The sequence below is a fragment of the Mycobacterium sp. IDUB_37 genome (genome assembly GCF_055419245.1).
Genome location: NZ_JBVAXG010000061.1, coordinates 1 through 263, shown reverse-complemented (window position 1 = coordinate 263; position 263 = coordinate 1). Strand labels below are relative to the sequence as shown.

Sequence of the window (263 nt, the reverse complement as noted above, 5' to 3'; positions counted from 1 at the left end):
GCGTTGCCGCCCAGCCCGCCGGCCCCGCCGTCGATGAAGCCGACGATTCCGTCGGCGCCGCGGCCGCCGGTGCCTGCGGTGCCGGCGTTGCCGCCGAGCCCGCCGTCGCCGCCCTTGGCGTTAGCACCCGCAATGCCGCCGGTTCCGCCGGTTCCTGCGTTACCGCCGGTTCCGCCGGTACCACCCGCGCCACCCTTTCCGCCGGCACCGCCGTCGCCGCCGTTCTGGCCTGCGCCCGCGTTGACCCCGGCGACACCGGAGGC

1 pseudogene is annotated in these 263 nt (G+C 77.9%); it reads right to left on the bottom strand.

Annotation, left to right across the window (positions count from 1 at the left end):
* Positions 1-263: pseudogene (locus tag ACZY1I_RS32310) on the bottom strand (PGRS repeat-containing protein); the annotation flags it as partial.